This window comes from Novosphingobium sp. ZW T3_23 (genome assembly GCF_044987305.1).
Taxonomy (GTDB): domain Bacteria; phylum Pseudomonadota; class Alphaproteobacteria; order Sphingomonadales; family Sphingomonadaceae; genus Novosphingobium.
The window spans coordinates 40572-62687 of sequence record NZ_JBJDRF010000019.1 but is presented as its reverse complement, the minus strand read 5'-3'; the positions used below and the strand labels follow the sequence as shown (position 1 = coordinate 62687).

General features: G+C 65.2%; 19 protein-coding genes and 1 tRNA gene. 8 read left to right on the top strand and 12 right to left on the bottom strand.

Annotated features, from left to right (window positions below; all coding sequences use genetic code 11):
- Positions 1–333: 333 nt before the first annotated feature.
- Together acnA and ACI3K3_RS12140 are read right to left on the bottom strand one after the other, a co-directional pair.
- Positions 334–3006: an aconitate hydratase AcnA gene (gene acnA, locus ACI3K3_RS12145; RefSeq protein WP_404913955.1), complete on the bottom strand. Its 2673-nt coding sequence runs from the start codon at positions 3004–3006 to the stop codon at positions 334–336.
- Positions 3007–3178: 172 nt separating this feature from the next.
- A complete protein-coding gene (locus ACI3K3_RS12140) occupies positions 3179–4078 on the bottom strand; it encodes a DMT family transporter (protein ID WP_404913953.1) in 900 nt (299 codons plus the stop codon).
- Positions 4079–4269: 191 nt separating this feature from the next.
- On the opposite strand from ACI3K3_RS12140, the gene ACI3K3_RS12135 reads away from it, so the two are divergent.
- Positions 4270–5796, top strand: coding sequence for a L,D-transpeptidase family protein (locus ACI3K3_RS12135; protein WP_404913951.1), 1527 nt, complete (start codon positions 4270–4272; stop codon positions 5794–5796).
- A 103-nt stretch (positions 5797–5899) separates the two neighbouring features.
- Entirely contained in the window at positions 5900–6193 is a 294-nt protein-coding gene (locus ACI3K3_RS12130; protein WP_404913949.1) for a hypothetical protein, read from the top strand.
- On the opposite strand, the gene ACI3K3_RS12125 is transcribed toward ACI3K3_RS12130, so the two are convergent.
- Complete coding sequence (locus ACI3K3_RS12125) at positions 6190–6648, bottom strand: YaiI/YqxD family protein (protein WP_404913947.1); 459 nt, start codon at positions 6646–6648, stop codon at positions 6190–6192. The two genes, ACI3K3_RS12130 and ACI3K3_RS12125, sit on opposite strands and share 4 nt — an antisense overlap.
- A gap of 322 nt (positions 6649–6970) precedes the next feature.
- Entirely contained in the window at positions 6971–8764 is a 1794-nt protein-coding gene (gene recQ / locus ACI3K3_RS12120) for a DNA helicase RecQ (protein WP_404913945.1), read from the bottom strand.
- A gap of 135 nt (positions 8765–8899) precedes the next feature.
- On the opposite strand from recQ, the gene ACI3K3_RS12115 reads away from it, so the two are divergent.
- Positions 8900–9754: an SDR family NAD(P)-dependent oxidoreductase gene (locus tag ACI3K3_RS12115; RefSeq protein ID WP_404913943.1), complete on the top strand. Its 855-nt coding sequence runs from the start codon at positions 8900–8902 to the stop codon at positions 9752–9754.
- 31 nt (positions 9755–9785) lie between these two features.
- On the opposite strand, the gene metH is transcribed toward ACI3K3_RS12115, so the two are convergent.
- The 5 genes from metH to ACI3K3_RS12090 form a co-directional block, all read right to left on the bottom strand.
- On the bottom strand, positions 9786–12473 hold the full coding sequence (gene metH / locus ACI3K3_RS12110) for a methionine synthase (RefSeq protein ID WP_404913941.1): 2688 nt from the start codon (positions 12471–12473) through the stop codon (positions 9786–9788).
- Between the two features lie 20 nt (positions 12474–12493).
- Positions 12494–13024 (bottom strand): GNAT family N-acetyltransferase, encoded by a 531-nt coding sequence (locus ACI3K3_RS12105; RefSeq protein ID WP_404913939.1) that lies wholly within the window; start codon positions 13022–13024, stop codon positions 12494–12496.
- A gap of 4 nt (positions 13025–13028) precedes the next feature.
- Positions 13029–14075 (bottom strand): homocysteine S-methyltransferase family protein, encoded by a 1047-nt coding sequence (locus tag ACI3K3_RS12100; RefSeq protein WP_404913937.1) that lies wholly within the window; start codon positions 14073–14075, stop codon positions 13029–13031.
- Positions 14076–14166: 91 nt separating this feature from the next.
- Positions 14167–15069 (bottom strand): methylenetetrahydrofolate reductase [NAD(P)H], encoded by a 903-nt coding sequence (gene metF, locus ACI3K3_RS12095; protein WP_404913935.1) that lies wholly within the window; start codon positions 15067–15069, stop codon positions 14167–14169.
- Positions 15066–16070 carry an ArsR/SmtB family transcription factor gene (locus tag ACI3K3_RS12090; RefSeq protein WP_404913933.1) on the bottom strand — a complete coding sequence of 335 codons (1005 nt, stop codon included), beginning with the start codon at positions 16068–16070 and terminating at the stop codon, positions 15066–15068. Before ACI3K3_RS12090 ends, metF begins: the two co-directional genes overlap by 4 nt.
- 168 nt (positions 16071–16238) lie before the next feature.
- Between ACI3K3_RS12090 and ACI3K3_RS12085 the strand changes: the two genes are divergently transcribed.
- Positions 16239–16412, top strand: coding sequence for a hypothetical protein (locus tag ACI3K3_RS12085; protein WP_021232409.1), 174 nt, complete (start codon positions 16239–16241; stop codon positions 16410–16412).
- A 170-nt stretch (positions 16413–16582) separates the two neighbouring features.
- On the opposite strand, the gene ACI3K3_RS12080 is transcribed toward ACI3K3_RS12085, so the two are convergent.
- Positions 16583–16825 (bottom strand): hypothetical protein, encoded by a 243-nt coding sequence (locus ACI3K3_RS12080; protein ID WP_404913931.1) that lies wholly within the window; start codon positions 16823–16825, stop codon positions 16583–16585.
- 246 nt (positions 16826–17071) lie between these two features.
- Here ACI3K3_RS12080 and ACI3K3_RS12075 point away from each other — a divergent pair.
- The 3 genes from ACI3K3_RS12075 (at position 17072) to ACI3K3_RS12065 (ending at position 19844) form a co-directional block, all read left to right on the top strand.
- Positions 17072–17147, top strand: a tRNA-Ala gene (locus ACI3K3_RS12075).
- Positions 17148–17268: 121 nt separating this feature from the next.
- On the top strand, positions 17269–18438 hold the full coding sequence (locus ACI3K3_RS12070; protein WP_404913929.1) for a benzoate/H(+) symporter BenE family transporter: 1170 nt from the start codon (positions 17269–17271) through the stop codon (positions 18436–18438).
- A gap of 32 nt (positions 18439–18470) precedes the next feature.
- Positions 18471–19844, top strand: coding sequence for a glutamate--tRNA ligase (locus ACI3K3_RS12065; protein WP_404913927.1), 1374 nt, complete (start codon positions 18471–18473; stop codon positions 19842–19844).
- Between the two features lie 101 nt (positions 19845–19945).
- On the opposite strand, the gene ACI3K3_RS12060 is transcribed toward ACI3K3_RS12065, so the two are convergent.
- Together ACI3K3_RS12060 and ACI3K3_RS12055 are read right to left on the bottom strand one after the other, a co-directional pair.
- The gene (locus tag ACI3K3_RS12060; RefSeq protein ID WP_404913925.1) at positions 19946–20728 is read right to left on the bottom strand and encodes a 3-hydroxybutyrate dehydrogenase; all 783 of its coding nucleotides are present in this window, start codon (positions 20726–20728) and stop codon (positions 19946–19948) included.
- Positions 20729–20754: 26 nt separating this feature from the next.
- On the bottom strand, positions 20755–21909 hold the full coding sequence (locus tag ACI3K3_RS12055; RefSeq protein WP_404913923.1) for a patatin-like phospholipase family protein: 1155 nt from the start codon (positions 21907–21909) through the stop codon (positions 20755–20757).
- On the opposite strand from ACI3K3_RS12055, the gene ACI3K3_RS12050 reads away from it, so the two are divergent.
- Complete coding sequence (locus ACI3K3_RS12050) at positions 21908–22108, top strand: hypothetical protein (RefSeq protein WP_404913921.1); 201 nt, start codon at positions 21908–21910, stop codon at positions 22106–22108. The two genes, ACI3K3_RS12055 and ACI3K3_RS12050, sit on opposite strands and share 2 nt — an antisense overlap.
- Positions 22109–22116 lie beyond the last annotated feature (8 nt).

Sequence of the window (22116 nt, the reverse complement as noted above, 5' to 3'; positions counted from 1 at the left end):
AGCTGGCCGGGCTGGAGAAGGGGTGAGCGTCGGGGGCGCTCACCCCTTTTTCGTGTCCTGCTCCTGCCGTGATCGGCAAACCGGTGTCATCCTGAACTGGGTTCAGGATCCATCGCGCCGCCCGCACTGTCCCTTGATCAGCAAGACGCCGTTCCCGCGCTTTGTTGCCGCTGTCCGGGGCAGGCTGTGAAATGGATCCTGAACCCAGTTCAGGATGACGAGGGATCGGAGGTCGGTCGGGCGCGCGCGTCCGGCAGCGGTCGCCCAACGAAAAACCCCGCCCCGCGTGAGCGCGGGACGGGGTTTTTTCTCAGCCTTGCGGCTGGCTGCGTTTTAGGCAGCCAGCTTGCGCAGCACGTACTGCAGGATGCCGCCGTTGTTGAAGTATTCCACTTCGTTGGCGGTATCGATGCGGCACAGCGCGGTGAAGGTGAAGGTCGAGCCATCCGGACGGGTGACTTCGACTTCCACGTCCTGGCGCGGCTTGAGGCTGGCGACGCCCTTGATCGTGAAGGCGTCGTCGCCGGTCAGGCCGAGCGACTGGCGGCTGTCGCCGTCCTTGAACTGGAGCGGAAGCACGCCCATGCCGACCAGGTTCGAGCGGTGGATACGCTCGAAGCTCTCGACGATCACGGCGCGAACGCCGAGCAGGTTGGTGCCCTTGGCCGCCCAGTCGCGCGACGAACCGGTGCCGTACTCCTTGCCGGCCACGACCACCATCGGCGTGCCCTGCTCCTTGTACTTCTGCGCGACGTCGTAGACCGGCAGAACCTCTTCACCGAAGCGGCTCATGCCGCCTTCGATGCCGGGGACCATCTCGTTGCGGATGCGGATGTTGGCGAACGTGCCGCGCATCATGACTTCGTGGTGGCCACGGCGCGAACCGTAGGAGTTGAAGTCCGCCTTGGCGACCTGGTGCTCCATCAGCCACTGGCCCGCCGGGCTGTCGGCCTTGATCGAGCCGGCCGGCGAGATGTGGTCGGTGGTGATCGAATCGCCGAGGATCAGCAGGGGCTTGGCCTCGATGATGTCGTTCACCGGCGCCGGGGTCATTTCCATGCCCTCGAAGTACGGTGGGTTGGCGACATAGGTCGAACCGGCGCGCCACGAGTAGGTGTCAGAACCGACGACGTTGATCGCCTGCCAGTGCTTGTCGCCCTTGTAGACGTCCGCATAGCGGGCCTGGAACATACCGCGGTCGACGCAGGCGTTCATCGTGGTGCTGACTTCGAGGTTGGTCGGCCAGATGTCCTTGAGGAACACGTCGTTGCCGTCCTTGCTGACGCCGATCGGGGTGGTGGTGAAGTCTTCCACCACGGTGCCCTTGAGAGCGTAGGCAACGACCAGCGGCGGCGAGGCCAGGAAGTTGGCGCGCACGTCCGGCGAGACGCGGCCTTCGAAGTTGCGGTTGCCCGAGATCACGGCGCTGGCGACCAGGCCGTTCTCGTTGATCGCCTTCGAGATCGGCTCTGCGAGCGGGCCCGAGTTGCCGATGCAGGTGGTGCAGCCGTAACCGACGAGGTTGAAGCCGATGTTGTCGAGGTGCGACTGGAGGCCGGCCTTTTCGAGGTAGTCGGTGACGACCTGCGAACCCGGCGCCAGCGAGGTCTTGACCCAGGGCTTCGGCTTCAGGCCCAGCTCGTCGGCCTTCTTGGCGACGAGACCGGCGGCAACCAGCACGCCCGGATTCGAGGTGTTGGTGCAGCTGGTGATGGCGGCGATCATGACGTCGCCGTCACCGATGTCGAAGTCCTTGCCTTCCACGGGAACGCGGGCGGCGGTCTTCTTGTAGGTCTCGGCCATGTCCTTGTTGAACACGTCGTCCACGTCGGGAAGCGCGACCCAGTCCTGCGGACGCTTCGGGCCGGCGAGCGAGGGCACGACGGTCGACATGTCGAGTTCGAGGGTCGAGGAGAAGATCGGGTCGGCGGCGGCCGGGTCGATCCAGAAGCCCTGCTCCTTGGCATAGGCTTCGACGAGGGCGATCTGCTCTTCCTCGCGGCCGGTGAGGCGCAGGTAGTCGATCGTCTTGTCGTCGATGCCGAAGAAGCCGCAAGTGGCGCCGTATTCCGGGGCCATGTTGGCGAGCGTCGCACGGTCGGCAAGGCTCAGCGAGGCAAGGCCCGGGCCGAAGTATTCGACGAAGCGGCCGACCACGCCGTGCTTGCGCAGCATGGCGGTGCAGGTCAGCACGAGGTCGGTGGCGGTCACGCCTTCCTTCAGTTCGCCGGTCAGCTTGAAGCCGACGACTTCGGGGATGAGCATCGAGACCGGCTGGCCGAGCATCGCGGCTTCCGCCTCGATGCCGCCGACGCCCCAGCCCAGCACGCCCAGGCCGTTGACCATGGTGGTGTGGCTGTCGGTGCCGACGCAGGTGTCGGGATAGGCGACCAGTTCACCGTTCTGGTCCTTGCTGGACCACACGGTCTTGGCGATGTTCTCCAGGTTGACCTGGTGGCAGATGCCGGTGCCCGGGGGAACGGCATAGAAGTTGTCGAGCGACTTGGAGCCCCACTTGAGGAAGTCGTAGCGCTCCATGTTGCGCTGGTATTCGATTTCCACGTTCTCTTCGAACGCCTTGGGATGGCCGAATTCGTCGACCATGACCGAGTGGTCGATGACGAGGTTCACGGGGACCAGCGGGTTGATCTTGCTGGTGTCGCCGCCGAGGGTGGCGATGGCATCGCGCATGGCGGCAAGGTCGACCACGCAGGGCACGCCGGTGAAGTCCTGAAGCAGAACGCGGGCCGGGCGGTACTGGATTTCCTCGCCCGTGGCAGGGTTCTTCTGCCAGTCGGCAATCGCCTGGATGTCCTTGGTGGCGACGGTGAAGCCGCCGTCCTCGAAGCGCAGCAGGTTCTCGAGAAGGACTTTCATCGAGAACGGAAGGCGCGAAACGTCGCCGATCTTTTCGGCGGCCTTCTTGAGGGAGTAGTAGGCGATCTGCTTGCCGCCGACTGTCATGGTGCTGCGGGTGCCGAGCGTGTCCTGTCCGACCTGGGTCATTTGGGTATTATCCCCTTCTGTATGGAGCGTGCCACGGTTGAAGCGCAGCTATCCCGAAACCCACTAGCCCAGGTTGCGGAAATGATCGCCGTGCTGCATCGCGACAAGCGGATTCTTCGGCCCCGCCGATGCGCGCTCGCGGCCATAAGGTCAAGGGGGCGCGGCGTGGTGACTAGGACTCCACTTTTGCGTTTCTTGCACCTATCCAGCAGCCGATAACGATCGTTATCGCACCGGCAACAGTCGGGAGATCGAGCCGCTCCCCGAACATGAGCCAGCCCAGCAGCGCGGCCCAGAGAAAGCCGGTATATTCGATCGGCAGCAGCACTTGCGTCTCGGCGCGGGCATAGCCCCAGGACAGGAACAGCAGCGCGGCTGTGGCCAGGGCTGCCCCGGCCAGGATCAACAGGAGGCTGTGAGGATCCGGTATCACCGGCAGCCACGGCGCGAAGATCAGAAAAATCAACGAAACCAGAAGGTTCTGGAACTGCGCGATCTCCACCGGCCCGGCAAGCAGCGCCTGCTTGCGCTGGAGGACGAGGTTCATCGCGTAGAACCCCGCCGAAAGCAGCACGGCCATGGTGCCCTCGACCGCCTGATCCGAGTACGTGCCCGAACCGAACCGTCCCAGGGCGATCACCATCACCCCGGCAATGCCGAGAAGCGAAGCGAGGACGGCCTTGGGGCGGATCGTTTCGCCCAGGACCAGCGCCGCGAAATAGAGGGCAATGATCGGAGAAACGAAGGAAATCGCGATTCCCTCGGCCATAGGAATTCGTACGAGGCCATAGAAAAAGAGTGCAGCCATCGCCGATGTGATCGCCGCGCGCAGGGCATGGACCTTCAGCACGGGGCGCGAGGGCATCGGCCGACCGACCATGAGCCAGAGCGGAAACGTCAGGAGGGTGCCGAAAAGATTGCGCAAAAGCAGCGCCGTATAGACCCCTACCGCGATCGAGGCGCCCTTGATCATGGCGTCCATGGCGCTGAAGGTGGCGATACCTGCCACTACCGCGAGCACCGGCAGAACGGGCCCGTGATCTCGGGAATCGGGGTTTGCACCTGTGCTCATCGCGTGGTGGCTGTTGCGGCCCGAGCGCTCGCGCGCAAGCGGCAATGCACGCAATTCATCGCAGCGACAGGCGAAATCCTTGAAGAAAGGATTATATGGGGGCAAAGCGGGATACCAGTTGCAGCCGATTTTTCGCGGCTGCGTTTCCTCCCATATCACTCCAGCATTACCAAGGGCGGGTTCAGATCAAGATGGCGAGTTTGAAGAGCATCGGTTGCAGCGTGCTGGCGGTCGTGGCGGCGACGGGTCTTGTTGCGCAACCTGCCCTGGCCCAAAAATCCCAAGCGAAGACGCAATCAGACGCAAAGACGCAGTCAGAAGCGAAGACCGAAGCGGCGAAGAAGGATGCGGGCAAGAAGAAGACCGTCTCTTCGCCGACGTCGATCCTGCCGACTACGCAACCGACCGCGACGCCAACCCCTTCGGCCAAGGCCTCCTCGAAGCCGAAAAGCCAGCAGGCGGTTCAGCCCGTGGTCCCGCCGGTCGCCGTGCCCACCGCGGTCCCCATGGTTTCGCAGCCCATGGTGCAGGATACGATCCTGGCCGAGCCGGTCATGGCCTGGTCGCTGGCCGATGCGAAGGCGCTGCTCTCCACCGTCGAATATATCGGCAAGGAAGGCCTGATCCCCGCCGACTACCAGCCATCGGCCCTGCGCGCCGCCGTCGCCAAGGGCGAGGGTGACGAACTCGACGCGCTGGCGAGCCGCGTGTTCGGCTGGCTGATCGAGGATCTGCGCGACGGCCGGACGCCGATGACGGCGCGCGTCCAGTGGTTCGCCGTCGATCCCGATCAGGACCTCATGCCCACCGCGCAGATCATGGCCCAGGCGCTTTCCGAGCACGACGTGCCCGGTGTGGTCGCCAAGCTGGCGCCGACCAATCCGGATTATGCCGCACTCAAGGCGGACCTCAACGCCACGCCCATGGCCAACAAGACGCGCCGCGCGCTGATCCAGGCCAACATGGACCGCTGGCGCTGGCTGGCCCGCGACCTCGGCGACGTCTACCTCATGACCAACGTGCCGGAGTTCCAGCTGCGCCTGGTGGTCAAGAACAAGATCATCCGCAGCTACAAGACCGTGGTCGGCAAGCCCGGCCGCACGGCGACGCCGCAGTTGGCCGAGACGGTGAGCGCGGTCGTGTTCAACCCCACCTGGACGGTGCCGCAGTCGATCGTGAAGGGCGAAGGCCTCGGCGCGAAAGTGCTGAACAATCCCGGCTGGGCGCGCTCGGCCGGTTACAAGGGCACCAAGAACGGCGACGGCACGATCACCGTCGTCCAGCAGCCGGGCCCGAACAACTCGCTGGGCCTGATGAAGATCGACATGCCCAACCCGCACGCGATCTATTTCCACGACACGCCCGCCAAGCAGTATTTCAACTCGGAAGTGCGCGCCTTCAGCCACGGCTGCATCCGCACCGAGCGCGCCGTGGAACTGGGCATGACCATGGCGATCCTGGGCGCGCAGAAGTCGGCCACCGAGGCGGCCGAAATCTCGCGCTCCGGCAAGTATACCAAGGTCGAGATGACCCGGACCTTCCCGGCCTACCTGACCTACTTCACTTACGCCCGCTCGATCGACGGCCAACTCAAGCCGTTCACCGATCTCTACGCCCGCGACAAGCCGGTGCTCGACAGCTTCGCCGCCGCGCGCCAGCTCAAGACCACCCAGCGCGCGAGCGAGGAAGAAATCATCAAGCTCGACAATCCGCTCTGATGCATTTCACGGCCCCCGGTTAACGCGAGAGCGATAGCCGGGGGCTTGCCTCCCTCCCTCCCGGTGGCCACCTAGATTGGCAGGAATGGCCGGGAGACGAAGGATGAGCGAGCAGACCACCGGCAGCGATGCCCGGATCGAGGAAGCCACTGCGCGCATCGTCGAACTGGAAGCCGAACTGGAAGCTTCGGGCACCACCACCCGCAAAGCCGCCGAACTGGCGCGGGCCAAGGCGCTGCTGCATGATTGGGTGGAAAGCGTCGTCGCGGTGGTGGCGACGCCGGGCGTGGGCCGCGCCGTCCTGATCCACGAAAACGGCACGGAATCCCGCATTGCCTCGCCGGACCTGCCGTTCCGGCTGGCCATCCCGGTTTCTTTCGAACCTCGCGAAGGTTAGACGGGAAACCGGCGCCGCAATTGCACCAGTGTCTGGTCCAGGCTGGAAAGATAGCGCGAACGGTCGGTCTTGCCGAAAGGCGGCGGTCCGCCCACTACGTCGCCGCCGGCCCTGAGGTCGGCCATGATCGCCCGCGTGGCTATGGCGCCGCCGATGGATGCCGTGGTGAAGGGCTTGCCGTTGGGGGCCAGCACTTCCGCGCCAAGCTTGAGGCAGCGGTCCGCCAGCAGAATGTCGGCGGTGATGACCACGGTGCCGGGCGCGGTGTTCTCGACGATCCAGTCGTCGGCGGCATCGAAAGCGTCGCTCACCAGCTTGCGCGAGATCAGCGGCGACTGCGGCACGCGGATCGGGCTGTTGCTCACCACCACGACCGGCACTTTGTAGCGCGCGGCGACTTTGTAGGTTTCGTCTTTCACCGGGCAGGCGTCGGCGTCGATCAATATGCGGATCATGCGGGCTCCTAGAGCATTTTCTAATCAGGTGGAATCACCTGATGACTCGGAAAATGCGTCAACCAGAAGGTCGGAGCAGTTGATCCGATGTAATCGGATCGGAAACTGCTCAAGCGCCCTCGCGGGCGGATTGCGAATGGCGGTAACGGCGTTGGCTTGAAAAGATCGTCGTCCCGGACTTGATCCGGGACCGCTGGCCGAGCCGCGCCTAACTCTGGGCAGGGCAATCGGCTTGCCCAGAGGCGTGTCATCGCAAGGGTGTGCCTAAAGATTTGACAGCGGTCCCGGATCAAGTCCGGGACGACGGCTGATCCGGGTTGGTTCAAAACTGCCGCAGCACGCCGAGAAACGCCTCGCCATAGGCTTCCAGCTTGCGAGCACCAATGCCGCCGATCTCGCCAAGCTCAGCCAACGAGGAAGGACGCGCGGCGGCCATTTCGCGCAAGGTGGCGTCGTGGAACACCACATAGGGCGGCACCCCGGCCTCTTGCGCGAGATCGCGGCGAAGTGCGCGTAGAGCGTCGAACAGTGGATCGCCCACGGGATTGGCGCCGCTGTCCGCCGCGCCGCGTCCGCCGCGCCGTTTCTTCTCGCGCTTGGGCGGAACGACGATCAGGACCGAGGCTTCGCCCTTGAGGATTTCGCGCGCGTCGCCGCCCAGCGACAGGCCGCCGTGCTCGGTCGGCAGCAGGCTGCCGCGCGCCTGGAGCGCACGGGCAAGAGGCTTGAGCAGCGGCTGCTCTTCAGCGGTGAGAATGCCGAAGACCGAAAGCTGGTCGTGCCCGCGCTGGAGCACGCGGTCGTCGCTGGCGCCGGTCAGCACTTTTTCGAGATGGCCCAGGCCATAGCTCTGGCCAGTGCGATAGACCGCCGACAGCAGCTTGCGGGCCAGTTCGGAAACATCGATCACGCCCGCCGGTTCGAGGCAATTGTCGCAATTGCCGCAAGTCTGCGCGGGCGTCTCTCCGAAATGCCGGAGTAGCACGGCGCGGCGGCATTCGGCTGTTTCGACAAGCCCGGCCAGGGCATCGAGACGCTGGCGTTCGCTTTGCAGGCGGTGCGGCTCGATCTCGGAAAGGCGCTGGCGGGCGCGGGCGAAATCGTCGGCACCCCAGAACATCACCGCCACGGAGGGATCGCCGTCGCGTCCGGCGCGGCCGGTTTCCTGGTAATAGGCCTCGATCGACTTGGGGATGCCCGCGTGGGCGACGAAGCGCACGTCCGGCTTGTCGATGCCCATGCCGAAGGCGACCGTGGCCACCATGACCATGTCTTCCGAAGCGACGAAAGCCGCCTGGTTGCGGGCGCGCACTTCGGGATCGAGCCCGGCGTGATAGGGCAGGACGCGGCGGCCGGTGGCCGAGGCGAGCGATTCCGCCAGTTGTTCCACGCGGGCGCGGGTGGGGGCGTAGACGATGCCGGGGCCGGGGTTCTCTTCCATCACCGCCTTCAGCTGCCGCATCGCATTGTCGCGTGGGCGGATGGTGTAGCGGATGTTGGGGCGGTCGAACCCGGCGACGATCAGGCCTTCCTCGGGGATGCCGAGCTGGGCGAGGATGTCGGTGCGGGTGTGATGGTCTGCCGTGGCCGTCAGCGCGAGGCGCGGGACTTCGGGGAAAGCTTCGAGCAGCGGCCTTAGCAGCCGATAGTCGGGGCGGAAATCGTGCCCCCATTCGGAGACGCAGTGCGCTTCGTCGATGGCGAAGAGGGCGACGCGCGACTGTTCCAGCAGTTCGCGGAAATGCGGCTGGCTGGCGCGCTCGGGGGCAATGTAGAGCAAGTCCAGCTCGCCCGCGCGGAAGCGGTCCATGGTGAGGCCGCGATCGGCATCGGCGCTGGTCAGGGTGGCGGCGCGGATGCCGTTGGCGGTGGCCGAGCGCAACTGGTCGTGCATCAACGCGATCAGCGGGGAGACGACGACGCAGGTTCCTTCCAGCATCACTGCCGGAAGCTGGTAGGTCAGCGACTTGCCCGCGCCGGTGGGCATGACGGCCAGGGTCGAACGGCCCGATAGCGCGCGGGTGACGACCTGTTCCTGCACGCCGCGAAAGGCATTGAACCCGAAGGTGGCGTGGAGCGCTTCGTGCGCGTCAGGCAGGAGGTCGGCGGATTGCACGCCAGCGCTTATGGCAGAGCGATGACGGGTCTGAAAACCGCTGAACCGATGATTTCCTCCGTTTCCGCCGCAATACCTTGCGATTCGACCGCGCGAGTAGTCGAAATGGTGCCAACGAGATCAGAGGAGAGAGATATGGCAGGTCGCGTGGCGGTCGTGACGGGGGCAAGCTCGGGAATCGGACTGGAGACGGCGCGGGCTCTGGTGGGGCAGGGGTTCCGGGTGATCGGTGTGGGCCGCGATCCGGGGCGCTGCGTCGAGGCGGAGGCCGATCTGGTCGCGAGCGGAGCACCCGTCGAGATGCTGCGCGCCGATCTTTCGCTGCTGGCCGAGGCCGAGCGGCTGGCGCAGGAGATCGCGGGCAAGGTCGATCGGATCGACGTTCTTGTGAACAATGCTGGCGGCATGGCGCGCGAGCAGGTGATGACCGGGGAGGGCTTCGAGGCGAATTATGTCGCCAATTTCCTCGCGCCATTCGTGTTGACCGCGCGTTTGCTGCCCCTCTTGCGCAAGGCTGCGGAGCAGGCCCCCGAAGGCAGCGTCAGGATCGTCAACACGGCGTCCGACGGGAGCGAGATGATCCCCGGCATCAATCTTGCCGACTTGCAGAACCTCGGCAACTGGAACCCGGGCGCGGCCTATTGCAGCGGAAAACTGGCCAACGTGCTCCACGCAAGGGCGCTGGCGCCGCGCCTGGCGGCAGACGGGATCGTCGCGCATTCGGTGCATCCGGGCACAGTTGGCAGCAACTTCTTCTCGCATACGCCCGACAGCGTGCAGGCGGCCTATGGCGACGCGCCGAAACTCACCACGGCGCAAGGCGCGGATACGGTGATCTGGCTTGCCACGGCAGAGGAGCCGGGCCGGTCCAGCGGGAACTACTGGTTCGAACGCGCGCCGCGAAAGCCCAATCCTCTGGTCGAGGATGAGGCTTTCGTGGAAGCATTCTGGCAGGCGGCGGAAACGCTGGCGGGGCGTCCGGGCACCTGAGGGAGGCCCCGCCCTTCTACTATAAGATGCCCTAGTCGAGGTTCGGGCGCAGCCAGCGCTCGGCCACGGCAACGTCCACGTCGCGCCGGTCGGCATAGTCTTCCAGCTGGTCGCGGCCGATGCGGGCGACGCCGAAATACTGGCTTTCCGGGTGGCCGAAATAGAAGCCCGAGACGGCGGCCGTCGGGAGCATGGCCTGGCTTTCGGTCAGGGTGATCCCGGCGTTGTCCTGTGCCTTGAGCAGGTCGAACAGGATCGGCTTCAGCGAGTGGTCGGGACAGGCCGGGTAGCCGGGCGCCGGGCGAATGCCGCGATATTCCTCGCGGATCAGCGCCTCGTTGGTGAACTGTTCGTCGGGCGCATAGCCCCAGAGCGTGGTGCGGACATGGCCGTGCAGACGCTCGGCGAAGGCTTCGGCGAAACGGTCGGCCAGGGCCTTGAGCAGGATGTCCGAGTAATCGTCGTGCGCGGCCTGGAAGCGTTCGAGGTGCGGTTCGATGCCGTGAATGCCGACCGCGAAGCCGCCCAGCCAGTCGCCCGCCGGATCGACGAAGTCGGACAGGCAGTAGTTCGCGCGGCCGCGGCTCTTCTTGAACTGCTGGCGCAGGAACGGCAGGCGCACGAAGTCAGGGCCTTCGTGAACGCCCTGCTGGATGGCGTCGTAGATGACCTGCGGATCCATGGCGCCGGTGCCGAGGATAACGTCGTCGCCCTTGGTTGCGGCCGGCCAGAAGGCGCAGACGCCCTTGGCGGTGAGCCACTTTTCCTCGACGATCCTGGCGAGCATGGCCTTGGCGTCCGCGAACAGGCTGCGGGCGCTTTCGCCCACCACTTCGTCATTGAGGATCGCAGGATAGGTGCCCGCGAGTTCCCAGGCGCGGAAGAACGGCGTCCAGTCGAAAGTCTCGACCAGTTCGTTGAGATCCCATTCCTCGAAGACATGGAGGCCGGGCTGGAGCGGTGCGCCGGGCTTCTGCGTGAAGTCTGCGCCGAAGGCATTGGTCCGGGCGGCGGCGATCGAAAGCAGTTCGCTCTGCCCCTTGCCTTCGCGGGCGACGCGGACCTTCTCGTACTCGTCGGCCACGGAGGCGACGAAGGGCTCGGCCTGGGTGTCGGAGAGGAGCTGGGAGGCGACGCCGACCGCGCGGCTGGCGTCCAGCACATGGACGACCGGACCCTTGTAGGCGGGGTCGATGCGCAGGGCGGTGTGGACCTTGGAGGTGGTGGCCCCGCCGATCAGCAGCGGAATGTTCATTTCGGCACGCTGCATTTCCTCGGCCACGGTCACCATCTCGTCGAGCGAGGGGGTGATGAGACCGGAAAGACCGATGATGTCGGCCTCGTTCTCGTTGGCCGATTCGAGGATCTTCGACCAGGGCACCATGACCCCGAGATCGATCACTTCGTAGCCGTTGCACTGGAGCACGACGCCGACGATGTTCTTGCCGATGTCATGCACGTCGCCCTTGACGGTGGCCATGATGATCCGGCCCTTCGCCTTGGTCTTGGCGTCCTTCTCCGCCTCGATGAAGGGGATGAGGTGGGCCACGGCCTTTTTCATGACGCGCGCGGACTTCACGACCTGCGGCAGGAACATCTTGCCCGAGCCGAACAGGTCGCCAACGACGTTCATGCCGCCCATCAGCGGGCCTTCGATGACCTCGATGGGCCGACCGCCGCGTTCGGCGATCGCCGCGCGGGCTTCCTCGGTATCCTCGACCACATAGGCATCGATGCCGCGCACCAGCGCATGTTCGATCCGCTTCACCACGTCCCAGCCGCGCCATTCCTCGGCGGCCTTCTCGGCGACGGTGTCCTTGCCCTTGTAGCTTTCGGCCAGTTCGATCAGGCGTTCGGTGGAGGTCTTGCCGTCCTCGCCCACGCCGGGGCGGCGCATCATGATGACGTCTTCGCAGGCTTCGCGCAGGGCGGGGTCGATCTGGTCGTAGACGTCGAGCTGCCCCGCGTTGACGATCGCCATGTCGAGCCCGGCGGGGATCGCGTGGTAGAGGAACACCGAGTGCATGGCGCGGCGCACCGTCTCGTTGCCGCGGAACGAGAACGAGAGGTTGGAAAGGCCGCCCGAGAAGTGGACGTGCGGGCAGGCCTTGCGGATCTCGACTACGGCCTCGATGAAGTCCAGCCCGTAGCGGTCGTGCTCCTCGATGCCGGTGGCGACCGCGAAGACGTTGGGGTCGAAGATGATGTCCTCGGGCGGGAAGCCGATGCCGGTCAGCAGGTTGTAGGCGCGCGAGCAGATCTCGATCTTGCGCTCGCGGGTGTCGGCCTGGCCGGTCTCGTCGAAGGCCATGACCACGACGGCGGCGCCGTATTCCATGCACTTGCGTGCCTGGGCCAGGAACGGCTCGACGCCTTCCTTCATCGAGATCGAGTTGACGATCGGCTTGCCCGACACGCACTTGAGCCCGGCCTCGATGACCTCCCACTTGGAGCTGTCGATCATCACGGGCACGCGGGCGATGTCCGGCTCGGCGGTGATCAGCTTGAGATAGGTCGTCATCGCGTGGACCGCGTCGAGCAGGCCCTCGTCCATATTGACGTCGATCACCTGCGCGCCGTTTTCTACCTGCTGGCGAGCCACTTCGATGGCGGCGGGATAGTCACCGGCCATGACCAGTTTCTTGAACCGGGCGGAGCCGGTGACGTTGGTACGCTCGCCGATGTTGACGAAACGGGCGCCGGAATGAATCGAGGTCATGGTCTGTCGTTCTCGTTGAATCAGTTCGCGAGGCTCAGGGCGAGCACGTAATCGTCGTAGGTCTTGCCGCCGACGTCGAAAGTCCGGGTGCCGATCGTCTGGAAGCCGTGCTTGGCGTAGAAGGCGAGGGCGCGGTGGTTGTCGTTCTTCACGCCCAGCAGCAGGCGCTTGTGGCCGAGGGCTGTCGTCGCTTCGCGCACGATGCGCATCATGGCGCCCGCCATCATCGATCCCTGGAAGCGCGAGAACAGGTAGATGCGCTTGAGTTCGAGATCGCCCTGCTGCGCGAGTTCCAGTTCGGGGGCGCAGATCAGGGCATAGCCGACCGGGGCATGGCCCGGCTCGACTTCGGCCAGCCAGGCCTTCGCGCCTTGCGCCAGGTACTTGCGGTAATTCTCCGCAGAGTGCTGCCTGCGGCAATGCGCCACGATTCCCGCACCGTCCACGAAGCCTGCGAAGCTTTCGAGGAACGTCGCAGAAGCCACCAGCGCAAGCGCTTCGGCATCGTCGGCCGTGGCCGGGCGGATGCGCCAGATGGGAAATTCGGTCATCGGCTCAGCCCACCATGGTGAAGGGTTCGAGCCCGGCGAGCCGCGTGACCGGCGTCAGTTCCGGCAATTTGCGCGGCGACAGGCCGGCGACCTTCTGCGCCATGGCGGCGATGTGGTCCGGGGTAGAGCCGCAGCAGCCGCCCAGCACGTTGACTTGTCCCGCGACCGCCCATTCGCCCACGAAGCCTGCCGTGGTTTCCGGCATCTCGTCGTACTGGCCGAGTTCGTTGGGCAGGCCCGCGTTCGGGTAGATCATGATCAGCGTGTCCGCGAGTTCGGACAGGGTCTTCACATGAGGGCGCAGCTGGGTGGCGCCGAACGAGCAGTTGAGCCCGATCGTCACCGGCTTCGCGTGACGCACGGCATGCCAGAACGCCTCGACCGTGTGGCCCGAGAGGTTGCGGCCCGAAAGATCGGTCAGCGTCATCGACATCATGATCGGCACTTCGCGGCCCAGTTCGGCTTCGAGGTGGCGCACCGCCATGATCCCGGCCTTGGCATTGAGCGTGTCGAACACCGTCTCGATCAGGATGAAGTCCGCGCCGCCTTCGACGAGGGCGGCGGCCTGCTCCTTGTAGACGTTCACCAGGTGGTCCCAGTCGATCTCGCGATAACCGGGGTCGTTGACGTCGGGGCTGAGCGAGAGCGTCTTGTTGGTCGGCCCGATCGCGCCCGCCACGAAGCGCGGGCGCCCGTCCTTGGCCTGATACTCATCCGCCAGACGGCGGGCCAGCCTGGCCGATTCGACGTTGATCTCGCGCACGAGATGCTCCGCGCCGTAGTCGGCCTGGCTGATGCGGTTGGCCGAGAAGGTATTGGTCTCGGCAATGTCGGCGCCGGCCTCGAAATAGGCGCGGTGGATCGATTCGGGCACTTCGGGCTTGGTCAGCGCCAGGATGTCGTTGTTGCCCTTCTGGTCGTGGGAAAGGCCCAGGTTGCCCGCATAGTCCGCTTCGCTGAGCTTCCAGCGCTGGATTTCGGTGCCGAAGGCGCCGTCCGTGATGAGGATGCGCTTGGCCGCTTCGGCGAGGAACTGTTCTCTGGCACTCATGGTCTTCATCCTTGATCGCCCGGTCCGGGCCCGGTCCTGCCGAACCGTTCGCGCGCGCCTTGCTGCACGAACGGCTCGGAGACAAGTCTGCTCAGGCTTCCGCTTTGGGGCGCAGACCCAGAAGCTGGCAGATCGCATAGGCCTGTTCGGCGCGGTTGAGCGTGTAGAAATGGAAATCGCGCACGCCGCCCTGATAGAGCCGGCGGCACAAGTCCGCGGCGGCGACTGCGGCCACCAGCGCGCGCGGGCCGGGGCGCTCGTCCAAGCCGTCGAACATCTTCTCCAGCCACGCCGGAATCTCGGTGTTGCCAGACATGCGGCGAATCGCGGCGAAACTGGTCACCGGCATGATGCCCGGCAGGATCGGCGCGGTGATGCCCGCCGCCAGCACTTTGTCGAGAAAGCGGAAGTAGGCATCGGTCGAGAAGAAGAACTGCGTGATCGCGCGATTCGCACCGGCATCCAGCTTGCGCTTCAGGTTGTCGAGATCGGAATCGGCGCTTACCGCTTCGGGGTGGATTTCGGGATAGGCCGCGACCGAGATGTCGAAATCATGGCGTGCCTTCAGGCCGGCCACGAGATCGGCGGCGCCGGTATAGCCTTCGGGGTGCGGGATGAAGACGCCGCCCTGGGCCGGCGGCGGATCGCCGCGCAGGGCGACGATATGGCGCACGCCTGCTTCCCAGTACTGGTCTGCGATTTCTGCGATCTCATCCTTGCTGGCGCCGACGCAGGTCAGGTGCGCGGCGGGAACCAGCGCAGTCTCGCGCACGAGTCGCGAGACGGTGGAATGCGTCCGCTCGCGAGTCGAACCGCCTGCGCCATAAGTCACCGAAACGAAGCTGGGCGCGAGCGGGGCAAGCTGGGTGATCGCGTCCCAGAGCTGTTCCTCCATCTTCTCCGTCTTGGGCGGGAAGAATTCGAAGGAAACGGAAATATCGCCCGGCAGATCCTCGAAGAGCGGGGCCGAGACCGGTCGTGGGGCAGGAGTCATGAGAGTTCGGTCTTTCTGTCTTGAATCTCGGAAATAGCCTCGGGATCGGCCGATGGCAGGCGGTGCGCCGTCCAAATCTTCACGGTCAGCGGATCGCCGGGCAGGATGGTCGGCAATTCCGGCGCGAATCCGGCTTCGGCCAATAGGGCGGCCATCTGCTCGTCGGAAAAGCCGAGGCGGGCGTGGGCATGGCGCTCGCGCAGATCCTCGCGTTCGTGCGCGGCAAGATCGACCACGGCGATGCGCCCGCCCTCACGCGTGACGCGCGCGGCTTCGGCCAGAACGACACCGGGGTTCTGCGCATAGTGCAGCACCTGGTGGAACAAGACCGTGTCGAAGCTACCGGCGGGGAAGGGCAGGGCCGTGAAATCACCCTGCACCAGCGAAATCTTGTCCGCCGGCAGGGTTTGCAACCGGGCGCGGGCGATCCGCAACATGTCCGGGCTCTTGTCCAGCGCGGTGACGTGATCGGCCGTTTCGGCAAGGAGTTCGGCCATGCGACCGGTGCCGGTGCCGACATCGAGCAGCGCGCCCAGCCTCTCGCGGCCGAAAGCGGCGAGCAGGGCCGCTTCCACGGGGCCGTCGGCGCCATGAAGCAGGCGCAGCGTATCCCACTCCGCGGCATGGACGGCGAAATAGGCCTGGGCGCTGGCTTCCCGAGCATCGCGAATCGCAGCGAGTTGGCGGCGATCCTCGGAGCAGCGCGCGGAAAACGCCGGATCGTCCCGTTCGGCGATCGTGAGCAGTTGCGCGGCCGCGGCGCCCATCGGCGGCTCGCTCTTTTCCTTTACGGCCGTGCGAAGGAAGACCCAGCTACCTTCCTTGCGACGCTGCGCCAGGCCCGCGTCGCACAGGATCTTGACGTGCCGGGAGACGCGCGGCTGGCTCTGGCCGAGCACCTGCGCAAGCTCTCCGACCGCCAGTTCCATATGCGCCAGCAGGCGCATGATGCGCAGCCGCGTCGGCTCGGAAAGAGCCCTCAGAAGGGGGTCGATTTTCATGCGATGGCATATAAAGATATCTTTATATGTGTGCAAGCCCTAGGATTTCTGCGGATTTCCGGCCTGTTACTTCCTATTTGCGTTGCACCATTGTCTCGTCTAAAGAATGGCACCGCAGGCTTGCCTGCAAGCGTTGGCCTATGCGCCAAACAATGCAAGGGGATTCGCATGAAGAAGATTGCTTTTGCCGCGTTCGCGTCGGCTGCCGCTCTGTCGCTCGCTGCTTGCGGTGGCGAAAAGCCCACCGAAGCTGCTACCGAGTCGGTTGAGACCCTGCCCGAGGAAACTCTGGCTGCTACCACCGAAGCGGCTACCGAAGAAGCCACCGCGGCTGCCGAGTAATCGGTTCGGGGGCTGCGCACCGACTTGTTCGGTTTGCCGGCCCCCAGATGCTTTCCCGTCCCCTCTTGAGAAACAAGGTGGGATTTACGGAAGGTCCGTCCGAGACGGAAAAAGCCCTCCCCTCCGGGAGGGTTTTTTATTGCCCGGCTTATGCGGCGCGACGGCTTATGTCAGGGGCACGGCGCGAACTGACCCTTCTTCGGTCCGGTCGCATAACGACACTTGCCGTCCTTCCCCTTGACCACGCTGTTGGTGACTTTTGCAGTCGTCACCTTGGTGGTCGTCTTCTTCGTGACCACGGTATTGCAGGGTACAGGCTTGCCCTTGCTGTCACGACAGGAATCCGCCGCGATCGAAGGGGCGGCTGCCAGCATTCCGCCCATGGCGGCAATGGCGATAAACTTGCGAATCATGATCGCTCTCCCTTTCGCACCCTCTCGATACCGCCTCGATCTTCTGACTGCGCCGGATGAGGTTTCGCTTCGATGAACCTCGAAACCGCCGTTCTGCCGCAGCATCCAGTATAACTTTCGTCGCTCGTAAATGTTTCTCTTGTCAGATCGAAAAAGCCGATCTAGAGGGCTGCCTCCCACGCCGCAGCGCCTGAGCCGCAGTGAGGGACCGGATCGCCCGCCCAGGTGCGATCCGCTGAAATGGACGGGGCCTTAGCTCAGCTGGGAGAGCGCCTGCATGGCATGCAGGAGGTCAGCGGTTCGATCCCGCTAGGCTCCACCATTTCCACCACGCTCACGCAAACATCCTGAAATCTCGAACGATCTCGCAACGATGATCGCCTGGAGTCGCTGTGCGTTTTCAACGCCTTTCCATCGGCTGAAAACCTGCCCATAGGCCGGCGATGATTTCCAGACTTCCGCCGCTCGCCTCGTGGACCTCCGCCCTCATCGCTGCCCTGATCGGGTTCGGGGGAACCGTCGCGCTCGTCGTTCAGGCCATGCAGGCGCTGGGGGCCGATGCCGGGCAAGTAGGCTCGGCGGTAACCGCGCTGTGCCTCGGCATTGCCGTAGCCGGCGCGATTCTCTCGCTGTGGCTGCGGATGCCGGTCGTGCTCGCATGGTCCACGCCCGGTGCCGCCCTGCTCGCGGCAAGCAACGGAGCGGTTGGCTGGCCGGTCGCGATCGGCGCCTTCGTCGCGGCGGCGGCGCTGATGTGCCTGCTGGGACTGGTGCCTGCGCTCGGCCGATTGGCGGCGCGCATTCCCGCCTCGGTCGCCTCGGCCATGCTGGCGGGCGTGCTGCTGCCGTTCTGCCTCCAGCTTTTCCGCACTTTGCAGGCCGATGCGCTGCTGGTGATCGTTCTGCTGCTGGTCTTCGTGATCGCCCGGCAGCGCTTTGCGCTCTACGCGCTGCTGCTGGTTCTGGTCTCCGGCGTGGCTGTGGTGCTTCTCCGCGGAGACGTGGCGGGATTCGCCCCGCGTTCGCTGATCGGCGGGCTGGAGCCGGTCGTTCCCGCCTTCGATCTCAAGGCCGTGGCCAGCATCGGCGTACCCCTGTTCCTGGTGACGCTGGTTTCGCAGAACCTGCCGGGCCTCGTGGTGCTGCGAAGCGCAGGTTATGAACCGAAGCCGCAGCCCCTGCTGCTCGGCACCGGCCTTGCGACCATGCTGCTCGCGCCCTTCGGCGCCCATGGGGTCAATCTTGCCGCGATAACGGCGGCGATCTGCACCAGCAGCGATGCGCACCCGGACCAGCGCCGCCGCTGGACGGTGGGGCTGATCTACGCCGGTTTCTACTTGGTGCTGGCCCTGTTCTCGGCGCCGCTGGTGCAGTTCTTCCTGACGATGCCCAAGGCCTCGATCGCCGCTTTCACCGGAATCGCGTTGATCGTTCCGCTGACGGGGGCGGTGGAGAACATGCTGGTGGAGAAGACGGAGCGCGACGCCGCGATTCTCACTTTCGCCGCAACCGCCTCGGGCGTCTCGCTGTTCGGTATCGGCTCGGCGTTCTGGGGGCTGCTCGCGGGCTTCGCGGCCCTGGCGGCGAAGGCGGTTTTCGCGCGCCGAAATTGACCTCTCGCCCGCCCCGCCGTAACGCGCGGGGCATGACCGTAACGCGCTTCGCTCCATCGCCCACCGGGCACCTCCACGTCGGCAATATCCGCACGGCGCTGCACAACTGGTTGTTGGCCCAAAAAGGTGCAAAGGGGCAGGCGGGCGGCCGGTTCCTGCTGCGCATCGACGACACCGATGCCGCGCGCTCGAAGGAAGAATATGTCGAGGGCATCCATGCCGACCTCGCCTGGCTCGGCATCGAATGGAGCGGCGAGGAACGCCAGTCCGCCCGCTTCCCCCTCTACGAGCGCGAATTCGAGCGACTGCAAGCGGCCGGGCGCGTCTATCCGTGCTGGGAAACCCCGCAGGAACTGGAACTGAAGCGCAAGGTTCTGCTCGGGCGCGGGCTGCCGCCGATCTACGATCGCGGCGCGCTGAAACTCACCGAGGAGGAAAAGGCCGCCAGGATCGCCGCCGGCGACTTGCCGCATTGGCGCTTCCTGCTCGACCATGACGAACCGATCGCCTGGGAAGACGGTATTCGCGGACCGCAGAAGTTCGATGCGGCGCAGATGAGCGACCCGGTGATTCGCCGCGCTGACGGTTCGTGGCTCTACATGTTGCCCTCCGCCATCGATGACGTGGACATGGGCGTCACCCAGATCCTGCGCGGCGAGGATCATGTGTCCAACACCGCAGCCCAGGTCCAGATGTTCACCGCGCTGGGTGCCGAGGTGCCCGCTTTCGCCCACGAGGCATTGCTGGTGGGCACCGAGGGCAAGCTTTCCAAGCGGCTTGGCTCGCTGGGCGTTTCGCACTTCCGCGAGATCGGCATCGAGCCGCAGGCGGTGGTGGCGCTGCTCGGGCGTCTCGGCACCAGCGATCCGGTCGATCCTGCGCTGGATGCCGAAGCGCTGGCCGCCGCCTTCGATCTTTCGCGCTTCGGCCGCGCGCCTGCGCGTTTCGACGAAGCCGAGCTGGAGCGGGTCAACGCGGCCGTGGTTCATGCGCTGCCTTTCGAGGCGGTCGCCTCCCGTCTGCCCGAGGAAATGGACGCGGGCGCATGGGAAACGATTCGCCCCAACCTTGCACATGTCCACGAAGCGCATGACTGGTGGCGCGTGGTGATCGGCCCGGTCGAGGCGCCTGCGCAGGGCGATGAGGATCGGGCCTATCTGGCGCAGGCGGTCGAGGTTCTGGCCGGGATCGAATGGGGCGCGGACGTGTGGAAGGCGCTGACCGGCGCGCTCAAGGATGCCACCGGGCGCAAGGGCAAGGGGCTGTTCCTGCCGCTGCGCCTGGCGCTGACGGGCATGGAGCATGGGCCGGACATGGGCGCGCTCCTGCCGCTGATCGGGCGGGATGAGGCTTTGGCGCGGTTGAAGGTTGCGGGGGTAAGAAGAAGGGGAAGTCCTGGGGGATGATCCCCCAGACCCTCGGAATGGCAGCGTCGCGCGCCGTCTTGCAGTAGTGCGCTCCTTGCGGCGCAGGGGGGCTACGCTCCCCTGCTTCTATCTTCACGTTCTTACTCCATGAACCACCCATGGCTCGCAATCAGCGACTGCCCGGTCAGCGCATTGGTCTCGAACCCCGCAAAGAACAGCGCCACTTCGGCGATATCGTCCACAGTGGTGAACTCGCCGTCCACGGTCTGGCCGAGCATGACGCGGCTGATGACCTCTTCTTCCGGGATGCCGAGTTCCTTGGCCTGCTCCGGGATCTGCTTGTCCACCAGCGGGGTGCGCACGAAGCCGGGGCAGATCACGTTGGTGCGCACGCCTTTCTTGCCGCCTTCCTTGGCGATCACGCGGCTGAGGCCGAGCAGGCCATGCTTGGCGGTGACGTAGGCGCTCTTGAGCGGGCTGGCTTCCTTGGAATGGACCGAGCCCATGAAGATGATCGAGCCGGATTTCTGCGCGTACATGTGGGGCAGCACCGCCTTGGAGGTGAGGAAGGCGCCGTCGAGGTGGATGGCCAGCATCTTCTTCCAGTCGGCATAGGCGAAATTCTCGACCGGGTTCACGATCTGGATGCCGGCGTTGGAAACGAGGACGTCCACCGTGCCCCAGGCCTCCACCACTTGCGCGACGCCTGCGTTAACCTGCTCCTCGCTGGTCACGTCCATGGCCACGGCCAGTGCCTCGGTGCCATATCTGGCCTTGATGTCTTCGGCGGCCTTTTGCGCCGCTTCGAGGTTGAGGTCCGCGATCGCCACTTTGCCGCCGGCGGCGGCGTACTTGTGGGCAATGGCGTTGCCGATGCCGCTGGCGGCGCCGGTGACGATGCAGGACTTGTCCTTGAGCTTCATGGATCGTCTCTCCTCGAATATGCGGTTCAGTGTCCGTTGCGGGGGCGGTCGGCCGAAAGGTCGAACGTCATGATCTCATCCGGCTTCAGGGCGCGCCCGGTCCAGTCCGCTTTCCGCAGCGACCAGAGCGCGTCGGCCTTGCCCGCTTCCCAGTGCTCGGTAACCGTCATCCGCGAAAATTCGTAGTCCTTGGACATGGTCTCGTAGCCGCGCGGACGGTTTATCAGGTGCATCACCGCCACCGCTCCGGCCGGGCGACAGCCGAGCAGCTGGTGCAGGTCGGGATCGTCGCACATGTCGTCCGGCAGCTTGCGTGCGAGCCGCTGGGCGGCGGCACGCATCTCCTGGAGGCGTTTGGAAAGATCGGTGTTCATGCGCGTGCGGCTGGAGAAGCGGATGTCCTTCTCTCGCTGGGCGATGTCGGCCATGGTCTTGGGCACGGCCCCGCGCGAGGGGAACAGGTCGACCTGGAAGATCGTCATCTCGCAGGGGCTGCGGTTGTCGAGCACGTATTGCAGCGGCGTGTTGGAGACGAGGCCGCCGTCCCAGTACCATTCGCCGTCGATCTGGACAGGGGGGAAGCCGGGGGGCAGCGCGCCGCTGGCCATGATGTGCTCGGGGCCGATGTTGCGGTCGGCATCATTGTCGAAATAGGCGAAATTGCCGGTCATCATGTTGACCGCGCCCACCGAAAACCGCGTTTCGCCGTGGTTGATGCGATCGAAATCGACGAGGTCCAGCAGGGTCTGGCGTAGCGGCGTGGTATCGTAAAAGCTCAGGCGGTCGAGTTCGTTTGGCCACTCGGGCAGGGGAGTGGGTAGGCGGGGTGTGAAGAAGCCGGGAATGCCGAAAGTCGCGGCCCAGGCGGCGGAAGTCTCGTTGAAGGCGCGTCGGGCGAACCCGTTGCCGACGTCCAGCCGGTAGAGCAGTTCATGGCTCACCCCGTCCCAGAACGCGCGAAGTTTGCGCACGCGATCTTCGGGGGCATTGCCGGCGATGATGGCGGCATTGATGGCACCGATCGAAATGCCGGCCACCCAGTCCGGCGCATGACCTTCCGCCGCGAGCGCCTCGTAAACCCCGGCCTGATAGGCGCCGAGCGCCCCGCCGCCCTGGAGGACGAGCACCGACTGCAGCGCGTCGGAAGACGTGGACGAAACGACAGCGTTTTCGGCATTCATGGGCAGGATCCTGCGCATGGGGATGTTGCGATGCAACAAGTGGGGCCATCGGCGCGGGGTTGCAATAGCTTACGTGCGATTTTGCAGGACCGACGCGGCGGCCTCTCCCTACGTCATCCTGAACTTGGTTCAGGATCCATTTCTGACCATCGACGACGGTCTGTTCGGCAAGATGGATCCTGAAACGAGTTCAGGATGACGAGCGTG

Excerpts from the sequence above, each read along its gene's own strand:
- acnA (WP_404913955.1), bottom strand. The coding sequence starts at position 3,006 with ATGACCCAGGTCGGACAGGACACGCTCGGCACCCGCAGCACCATGACA.
- ACI3K3_RS12140 (WP_404913953.1), bottom strand. The coding sequence starts at position 4,078 with ATGAGCACAGGTGCAAACCCCGATTCCCGAGATCACGGGCCCGTTCTG.
- ACI3K3_RS12135 (WP_404913951.1), top strand. The coding sequence starts at position 4,270 with ATGGCGAGTTTGAAGAGCATCGGTTGCAGCGTGCTGGCGGTCGTGGCG.
- ACI3K3_RS12130 (WP_404913949.1), top strand. The coding sequence starts at position 5,900 with ATGAGCGAGCAGACCACCGGCAGCGATGCCCGGATCGAGGAAGCCACT.
- ACI3K3_RS12125 (WP_404913947.1), bottom strand. The coding sequence starts at position 6,648 with ATGATCCGCATATTGATCGACGCCGACGCCTGCCCGGTGAAAGACGAA.
- ACI3K3_RS12115 (WP_404913943.1), top strand. The coding sequence starts at position 8,900 with ATGGCAGGTCGCGTGGCGGTCGTGACGGGGGCAAGCTCGGGAATCGGA.
- metH (WP_404913941.1), bottom strand. The coding sequence starts at position 12,473 with ATGACCTCGATTCATTCCGGCGCCCGTTTCGTCAACATCGGCGAGCGT.
- ACI3K3_RS12105 (WP_404913939.1), bottom strand. The coding sequence starts at position 13,024 with ATGACCGAATTTCCCATCTGGCGCATCCGCCCGGCCACGGCCGACGAT.
- ACI3K3_RS12100 (WP_404913937.1), bottom strand. The coding sequence starts at position 14,075 with ATGAGTGCCAGAGAACAGTTCCTCGCCGAAGCGGCCAAGCGCATCCTC.
- metF (WP_404913935.1), bottom strand. The coding sequence starts at position 15,069 with ATGACTCCTGCCCCACGACCGGTCTCGGCCCCGCTCTTCGAGGATCTG.
- ACI3K3_RS12090 (WP_404913933.1), bottom strand. The coding sequence starts at position 16,070 with ATGAAAATCGACCCCCTTCTGAGGGCTCTTTCCGAGCCGACGCGGCTG.
- ACI3K3_RS12085 (WP_021232409.1), top strand. The coding sequence starts at position 16,239 with ATGAAGAAGATTGCTTTTGCCGCGTTCGCGTCGGCTGCCGCTCTGTCG.
- ACI3K3_RS12080 (WP_404913931.1), bottom strand. The coding sequence starts at position 16,825 with ATGATTCGCAAGTTTATCGCCATTGCCGCCATGGGCGGAATGCTGGCA.
- ACI3K3_RS12070 (WP_404913929.1), top strand. The coding sequence starts at position 17,269 with ATGATTTCCAGACTTCCGCCGCTCGCCTCGTGGACCTCCGCCCTCATC.
- ACI3K3_RS12065 (WP_404913927.1), top strand. The coding sequence starts at position 18,471 with ATGACCGTAACGCGCTTCGCTCCATCGCCCACCGGGCACCTCCACGTC.
- ACI3K3_RS12060 (WP_404913925.1), bottom strand. The coding sequence starts at position 20,728 with ATGAAGCTCAAGGACAAGTCCTGCATCGTCACCGGCGCCGCCAGCGGC.
- ACI3K3_RS12050 (WP_404913921.1), top strand. The coding sequence starts at position 21,908 with ATGGGCAGGATCCTGCGCATGGGGATGTTGCGATGCAACAAGTGGGGC.
- ACI3K3_RS12055 (WP_404913923.1), bottom strand. The coding sequence starts at position 21,909 with ATGAATGCCGAAAACGCTGTCGTTTCGTCCACGTCTTCCGACGCGCTG.